This window comes from Hallerella sp., from assembly GCF_022776125.1.
Lineage (GTDB): Bacteria > Fibrobacterota > Fibrobacteria > Fibrobacterales > Fibrobacteraceae > Hallerella > Hallerella succinigenes.
Genome location: NZ_JALFIA010000057.1, coordinates 1 through 6,198 on the forward strand (window position 1 = coordinate 1; position 6,198 = coordinate 6,198).

The 6,198-nt window shown below is 48.0% G+C and carries 11 protein-coding genes; 6 read left to right on the forward strand and 5 right to left on the reverse strand.

From position 1 onward, the window contains the following. Nucleotides 1-483: 483 nt before the first annotated feature. From MR847_RS07430 to MR847_RS07450, 5 genes are all read left to right on the forward strand, one after another. A complete protein-coding gene (locus MR847_RS07430; RefSeq protein WP_287723401.1) occupies nt 484-714 on the forward strand; it encodes a hypothetical protein in 231 nt (76 codons plus the stop codon). A 77-nt stretch (nt 715-791) separates the two neighbouring features. Further along, a complete protein-coding gene (locus MR847_RS07435) occupies nt 792-1,553 on the forward strand; it encodes a hypothetical protein (protein WP_287723402.1) in 762 nt (253 codons plus the stop codon). Further along, on the forward strand, nt 1,553-2,752 hold the full coding sequence (locus MR847_RS07440) for a hypothetical protein (protein ID WP_287723403.1): 1,200 nt from the start codon (nt 1,553-1,555) through the stop codon (nt 2,750-2,752). Before MR847_RS07435 ends, MR847_RS07440 begins: the two co-directional genes overlap by 1 nt. A gap of 49 nt (nt 2,753-2,801) precedes the next feature. After that, nucleotides 2,802-3,173: a hypothetical protein gene (locus tag MR847_RS07445; protein ID WP_287723405.1), complete on the forward strand. Its 372-nt coding sequence runs from the start codon at nt 2,802-2,804 to the stop codon at nt 3,171-3,173. 218 nt (nt 3,174-3,391) lie between these two features. Then, nucleotides 3,392-3,718 (forward strand): hypothetical protein, encoded by a 327-nt coding sequence (locus tag MR847_RS07450; RefSeq protein WP_100425817.1) that lies wholly within the window; start codon nt 3,392-3,394, stop codon nt 3,716-3,718. Between the two features lie 366 nt (nt 3,719-4,084). On the opposite strand, the gene MR847_RS07455 is transcribed toward MR847_RS07450, so the two are convergent. From MR847_RS07455 to MR847_RS07475, 5 genes are read right to left on the reverse strand one after another with little or no spacing between them, the layout of a single operon-like run. Next, nucleotides 4,085-4,468 (reverse strand): hypothetical protein, encoded by a 384-nt coding sequence (locus tag MR847_RS07455; protein ID WP_146139495.1) that lies wholly within the window; start codon nt 4,466-4,468, stop codon nt 4,085-4,087. A gap of 12 nt (nt 4,469-4,480) precedes the next feature. Further along, entirely contained in the window at nt 4,481-4,720 is a 240-nt protein-coding gene (locus tag MR847_RS07460) for a hypothetical protein (RefSeq protein WP_100425820.1), read from the reverse strand. Between the two features lie 4 nt (nt 4,721-4,724). After that, nucleotides 4,725-4,997, reverse strand: coding sequence for a hypothetical protein (locus MR847_RS07465; RefSeq protein ID WP_287723407.1), 273 nt, complete (start codon nt 4,995-4,997; stop codon nt 4,725-4,727). Nucleotide 4,998: 1 nt separating this feature from the next. Then, a complete protein-coding gene (locus MR847_RS07470; RefSeq protein WP_100425821.1) occupies nt 4,999-5,331 on the reverse strand; it encodes a hypothetical protein in 333 nt (110 codons plus the stop codon). Beyond that, nucleotides 5,310-5,564 (reverse strand): hypothetical protein, encoded by a 255-nt coding sequence (locus tag MR847_RS07475; protein WP_100425822.1) that lies wholly within the window; start codon nt 5,562-5,564, stop codon nt 5,310-5,312. Before MR847_RS07475 ends, MR847_RS07470 begins: the two co-directional genes overlap by 22 nt. Before the next feature lie 179 nt (nt 5,565-5,743). On the opposite strand from MR847_RS07475, the gene MR847_RS07480 reads away from it, so the two are divergent. Next, nucleotides 5,744-5,905 (forward strand): hypothetical protein, encoded by a 162-nt coding sequence (locus MR847_RS07480; protein ID WP_157797970.1) that lies wholly within the window; start codon nt 5,744-5,746, stop codon nt 5,903-5,905. Nucleotides 5,906-6,198: the final 293 nt, after the last annotated feature.

The following is a 6,198-nucleotide window of genomic DNA, read 5'->3' on the forward strand; positions in this document are numbered from 1 at the left end:
TTGAAAGAACAAACTCACCAAATAAAAAAAACGATATTCGGGTGGGTTATTTTGTTATACCCTAAATTACCCTCTGAGTAAGCACGACCTTAAAGACTTAAAGGAACGGTGCAACGAGCAGAGCTGGGAACAGGGCTTGCGTCTTATAAGGGCTCTTTACGAGATGAGGTAAAACGCAGGTCTTTTTGAAGGTTCTAATGGTCTTGGACTTCTACAGGAAGTATGTGCAGGTTATGTTGGACATGCTATTGCAGCCAAGTTTAAGACCTACTTTGCCCAGCACGGTACCGGTCTTGATGCAAAGGCAATTATGACATCCAAGGATTTCAAGAAGGACTACGAAAAGAAGATTAAGGCTCTTTGCAAGAAGTCCAAGATTGAAGGTCTTATAAGGGCTCTTTACGAGATGAGGTAAAATAAATAACCTATATTCGGATACGGAGGTTTGATTGTGGCTGAACAGAATTTTCCCTGGAGGAACCTATGATTACACCGCAGCAAGCACTTGAAATCTTCAAAAAGCGTTTCCCTAAAACGCGTGTTCTATGGATTCGTGAGCATAGTGATTTCTATTCCTTCGAAAGGCGTTCCGAAGACGGTCACTCGTATATTACAGGAGGAATCCCAGTTGTAGATAAAAAAGACGGAAGCATGTATGGAGTGCTGATTTGGAAAGAGCCTCAATTGAATAGTTTTAAGAAAATCCCTGTCTAATCTACAGCGTATTTTATTGTCTTATAAGGGCTCTTTACGAGATGAGGTAAAACCTAACAATTAACCAAAGGAATTTTATGAATACAAAACTTACAATTCTTGCGATTTTCGCTATCCTTATGATGGGCTGCAACGAAGCGAATGACTCTACTCCATTAACTATTACTACGACAAATAATACTGAAATGTCAAATGCCCTGCTCACGTCTTTCGGTGATGAAAAGGCAATTTACATTGACCAAAATAAAAAGGTAACTATTATTTCAAAGTTCGGCGATATTTTGGTTCAAACCGATTTGAATGCGGCTAAGCCAATCGAAACCAGTGCGTCTTGGAAAACTTCTATTCCAGCGCATGATAATGACACACTATATGCGTCTGCTGAATTTATTGATGATATGATTTATTATACATATCATATTGAGAAAGGTAGAACTTACGGAATGAAACCATATCTAGGGGTGGGCGTGAAATTGGTAGATTTGCCATGCCAAAGCGGTTGGATAGGCGATGTAGATGATAAAAAATACTATAGTTGCCGTGGAAAGGTTAAGGCATCGCTTTCCATTTGGAAAAAGGTTTTGCCAAGTTATTCATTGTCATTGGGCACAACTATAACAGAAACAATCGAAGCCGGCAATAAGGCGGGCGTCCAGTTCTACTCCGCAGCCAAGGAACGCCACGACGCGGACGTGAAGAAACTCAAGGAAGAGGCGGAAAAGAGAAAGAACGATTATTTCGGCCGCATGGGTTTCCTCGATGACATTTCCAAGTTCAAGGGAAGCCTTTCGGAAGAAGAAGCAAAGGCGATCGCGAACGAAGTTTTCGGAGGAAAGTAATGACCGAATCGGAATACAGGAGATTTCTAGAACTCGAAAAGGATGGAAAATCGAAGGACTTCTACGGGAGCGCATACCCGAAAGTCCGTGCTGAAGCGGAAGAATACACCCGTTCACTCGACGTGGAAGGCGCATCGACAAAGGGAGGGAAGACTTCCGGCGAGAACGCACCGCTCGTGAACGGCATCGACTGGGCAGGGCTCTATACCAAGATGGAGGGTGGCAAGGACGCCCCGACGCAGGAACAGCTCGACGCATTCCGCGGTGATGTCGCAAGCATCGTGACGGGGCTGAACGTGGACAAGGACGGCAACGAATACTACGACAAGGGCGACCCGGACGACCTTTACAACCTTGCCGTAAAGATGGGGCTCTATACGAACGACCCTATCTCGAAGAAGGATTTCTCCAAGTTCCTTCGTTACGGCAACATCACGGAAGAAGAAGCGAAAAAAAAGGCGGAAAGCGGAGAATGGGACGAGGCGCGGTTCTCGGACTGGCTCCGCGCTAAGAACTTTGCGGATATTCGCAACGACGCAAGCGAATTTGCACGCAAGCGCTCAGCAATGGCTTCTGCGAATAAGTACATCGAGGACAACCCGGTAAAGTCAGCGCTTGCGGAATTTTTCCTTCCTTCGACGATGCGCACTCTCAAGGAAGGGGACACGCCAACCCGCTTGCAGATAGGAGCGGATGCGTCTGTTTCAGCCCTCGGGTTCATGCCTGGATTCGGATCCGTGGCTCGCACGCCTTCCGCATTGGCCGGCGTTCTCCGCAGGCCATTACAGTCCGCAATCGCATCGTTAAATCCGGCGTTGAAGTCCGCAAGCGCCGTAGAAAAGGTTTCCGCTCTCCTTATGCCTTCATTGGCGGGTGCTCTCACTGGAGCGAACGATTACATCTTCAATGACGAGGATATTGGTACGGCAGCCAAGGAAGCATCCAAGAATGCTCTAATCGGTCTTGGCGGTGGTGCCGTGAACGAGCTCGGCACGCTTGCAGTCGCCAGCGCCATTCCGGGAATGAGCAGGGGTTCCGCGTTGCTGTCCCGCCTGTTCAACATCAACGGACCGGAAGTGCAGATAATCCGACAGAAGAAGGCATTGCAGGAGGCGGTCGGAATCATGAACGACGCGCTTTCAAGTTTTGCCAAGTTATTCATTGGGCACAACTATAACACGGTAGGTGATGTCTTATAAGGGCTCTTTACGAGATGAGGTAAAACAAACAATGACAAATGCAAAACTCATGGCTGAAAATATCGCCGCTGGCATCAAGTCCAATTTCAACAAGACCCTAACAAAGTACGAATATGACTCTCTGCTCATGGCATGCAAGGACGTCATGAAAGACATACATGGACCTAAGACAAAGAAATATGTCGCTTCCGAAGTAGGCAAGGGCAACGGATTCTGCCACTTCGAGGATATCTCTCAATTCCACTTCGAGGATATCTCTCTATGGTTCTATTACGCGGTGTTAAAGGAATCTGCCGAATGTATCTCGTACCTGAAGGATGACAAGAAGATGCATCTGATGTATCATCACAACATGGAGTTGGCAGAATACTATGTGCCTAGTAATAACACGAACATTAACCAAAGGAACAAACATGAATAGAAAAGAAACTTGAAATGTACCTAAAGAAGCAGAAAGCAAATGGACGTAACCCTGATGACGTATGACGCCATAAAAGCTAATCCAGTTTTAAACAGAGTTAGCAAACAGTAGAGCAAGACAAGTTAAGTCTTATAAGGGCTCTTTACGAGATGAGGGAAAACAAAAACTAGACCGGAAGCGGGGATTTTTGTTTAGATTGATGACGAGGAGGTGACGCCATGGGAAACGAAAATAATCAGTTCACTGAAAGTGGTTGGACTGAAAGTGATTGGGTCTGTGCAATCGTGTACATTACTTACGTCTTTTGGCCGTTTGTTTTGGCCATTCTTCTTATGGCGCTGTCCCCGTTGCTTGCAATTGTGTGTGGAGATCCTACTCTACTTATAGGTTTACTTCCTCTTGCATTCCTGATTTTCGTCATCTGGGGCTATCGCAAAGCGCTCAGGGATACGGCCGAAATTGCAAGGCAACGCCAGCAACCGCCACCGAAACTTTCGAAATGGGAAGAAAAGAAAAAGGCTGAATCCCTCTATAAATTCCCCTGAATATTCAAAAGACGGCCACGAATGGCCGCCTTTCTTGTTCCATGGCAAATTGTCGCCTTATTGAGGTATAACCATCTGAGCCTTATCCGTCATTCCATTGGTGGTTTTGTGGACATGTTCGATGAGCGAAATGCCGGACGATCCGCCCTTTACGTCGGTTTGTCTTATAAGGGCTCTTTACGAGATGAGGTAAAACGGAAAGCGTACTGGAAAATATTCACAGACGCTTAAAAACGGCGCAGAGCGCGCGCCTAATGGTCGTTTTTGCACCAAGTGGTACGAGAATACCCCTTGCACCCAAAAAGGCCGCAGAAACGCACCTAGACGCAAAAGAAAAACCACCGCGCTTCGACACGCTAGAACGCCTCACGGCTCGTCGTTGCGGTCTCTGAATTTTTCCAGCAGTTTTCGGCCCTTTTCAAGCAATTCGGCCTTCCACGGCGTTGTCGACGGTTCGCCAGCTACCTTGTCGGAGTACTTCTCGAAGACATCGCAAATTTCTGCGACCTCGTCGAAACCGTTCACACTGACGCTCAAATACTGGAAATTTTCGTCGTCAATTTCGACAAAGCCATGAAACTTTAGCGACGGGTCCCCGAACTCGTAGAAGAACTCGTCAAGCGGTGAATTGCGGAATTGCCAGCCTATACACCGCTTGCGCACGCCACCAGCAAAGCGCATGGACTTCATTCTGCATCGCCGGAAATTACGGCGTTTTCTGAACCAGTTGTCGGCAACCTTCCAGAGCATTAAATCAGCCTCCTACCGAAACAGCCCGTACACTTCGGAAATGGTTTTGCACCGCAAGTCCTTCAATGGGAACGCAGGTGTCCCCGGTTCGAACGACCTGAAAAGGACCCAACCACCGTCATCCATCTCCGCCACCCAGACCGTTTCGTCCGTCTTCCGGTTCTTGCACTGGCAGAAACCGTACTCCATGTCCATTTCGTCAACGTCCAGGTCTTCGGCACGGCTCATGCGGATAAGATCGTCGATGCCCATAGCGTTACACGGCCCCCGCAAGCTCGCGCCCGATACGGTGCAGTTCGTCGCTTATCATCTTTCGGCGAGCGGCGGACGGCTTCTTCGATCCGTTCACGTATGCGGCGAAAAGCGGTTGCGGTATGTTCAGCCTGCGAGCGAAAGCGGCCGCGTTCAGCTCCGGGAAAAGCCAAAAGATACGCCCGATGGGGTTCATCTTCTGGGGCGCAAAGAATCCGGAAAGCTCCAGCCCTTCTTCGAGGTCGTCGAACGGCACGGCCGCGTCGTCCTCGAACATCCTAGAACGCCTCGGAGAACGACACGGTACCGTTGAGGTAGCGGTGCACCAGGCTGTTGATGAGCGTCTGGTAGTTAACGCCCATGCGTGCGGCCTTGGCCTTTATCCCGTCGATGTCTTCGCAGTCCATACGGAGCGAGACCATCCTCTTCCGGCTATCGGCGGCTCGTTCCTTGGCTGCTGCAATCGCATTCTGCAAGGCGCCCGGACCGCTGAAAGACAGTCCGTTCCTAACGGCCCACTCGTGGTCTGCAAGTTCCTCTGCCTCGGAGCGGTTCTCGAAGTACGCTGCCTTTTCGGCGGCATCAAGTTCTATTTCGTCAGCTTTTTCCATTGGTTGTCCCTCAGCTTGAAAGCGGTTGTCACGGTGTTGGTAACGTAGGAATAGACCACCTTGCAGAACTGCCCGGAAAGGACGGCCAGGATTTCGATGCAGTCCTCGTATTCCTTGGACTGTTCCGCCTTGACCACGGGAATCTTCTCGTCAAAGAGGTCCCGTACATCCTGCTCTGAAATGGAGCATTTAGCCATGTGTCCTTTCGCGTGGTCGCCGATTCTAACGTTCATGCCGATAATATATATTATATTTTTGACATTGTCAATACACTTTCAAGATTTTTCAAAAAAATATATCCAAGCCCCGTTGGCTCTCTTTCCGGAAAAAAGGAATCCCGCTTTTCGGGGAGGGATTCTTCTGTCTTATAAGGGCTCTTTACGAGATGAGGTAAAACTTCAAGCGGACGGCGATGGAGACGATAAACCAGTTCGTGAGCCGCCACGATTACGCCGAATTTATACGCAACATGGGCGGCAGGGTGTACAACAAGGCGGATGTCCTAGACAACGGCGGGGGGGTACAGGAACTGGGTTCGGACGTTACGCGATTTTATAAGAACGAAAAATCTTGATGAAGCAAAGATTCTTACTGAATTTAGGGACAAACTGCTAAATGGTCGGTATGACGAACTTGATTCAGTCCTTTATGACTTTTTCAGAAAAAACAGCGGAACAAAAAAGTCATTGGATGAAGTCATGTCTACTTTTGAAAATTGTAAAGATTCCAATGATTTTATATCTTTCCTTAGTCGCAGTAATCCATAATCATTGGGGCCTTTGCTGCGAGTTCGGAATAGTGCTTGCACTTATTGTTGTTTCTTGGGCGACTGTGCAAACCTCCATACAATTCAACAATATCCCTGCA

Excerpts from the sequence above, each read along its gene's own strand:
- MR847_RS07480 (WP_157797970.1), top strand. The coding sequence starts at position 5,744 with ATGGAGACGATAAACCAGTTCGTGAGCCGCCACGATTACGCCGAATTT.
- MR847_RS07470 (WP_100425821.1), bottom strand. The coding sequence starts at position 5,331 with ATGGAAAAAGCTGACGAAATAGAACTTGATGCCGCCGAAAAGGCAGCG.
- MR847_RS07440 (WP_287723403.1), top strand. The coding sequence starts at position 1,553 with ATGACCGAATCGGAATACAGGAGATTTCTAGAACTCGAAAAGGATGGA.
- MR847_RS07450 (WP_100425817.1), top strand. The coding sequence starts at position 3,392 with ATGGGAAACGAAAATAATCAGTTCACTGAAAGTGGTTGGACTGAAAGT.
- MR847_RS07460 (WP_100425820.1), bottom strand. The coding sequence starts at position 4,720 with ATGGGCATCGACGATCTTATCCGCATGAGCCGTGCCGAAGACCTGGAC.
- MR847_RS07465 (WP_287723407.1), bottom strand. The coding sequence starts at position 4,997 with ATGTTCGAGGACGACGCGGCCGTGCCGTTCGACGACCTCGAAGAAGGG.
- MR847_RS07430 (WP_287723401.1), top strand. The coding sequence starts at position 484 with ATGATTACACCGCAGCAAGCACTTGAAATCTTCAAAAAGCGTTTCCCT.
- MR847_RS07435 (WP_287723402.1), top strand. The coding sequence starts at position 792 with ATGAATACAAAACTTACAATTCTTGCGATTTTCGCTATCCTTATGATG.
- MR847_RS07455 (WP_146139495.1), bottom strand. The coding sequence starts at position 4,468 with ATGCTCTGGAAGGTTGCCGACAACTGGTTCAGAAAACGCCGTAATTTC.
- MR847_RS07475 (WP_100425822.1), bottom strand. The coding sequence starts at position 5,564 with ATGAACGTTAGAATCGGCGACCACGCGAAAGGACACATGGCTAAATGC.
- MR847_RS07445 (WP_287723405.1), top strand. The coding sequence starts at position 2,802 with ATGGCTGAAAATATCGCCGCTGGCATCAAGTCCAATTTCAACAAGACC.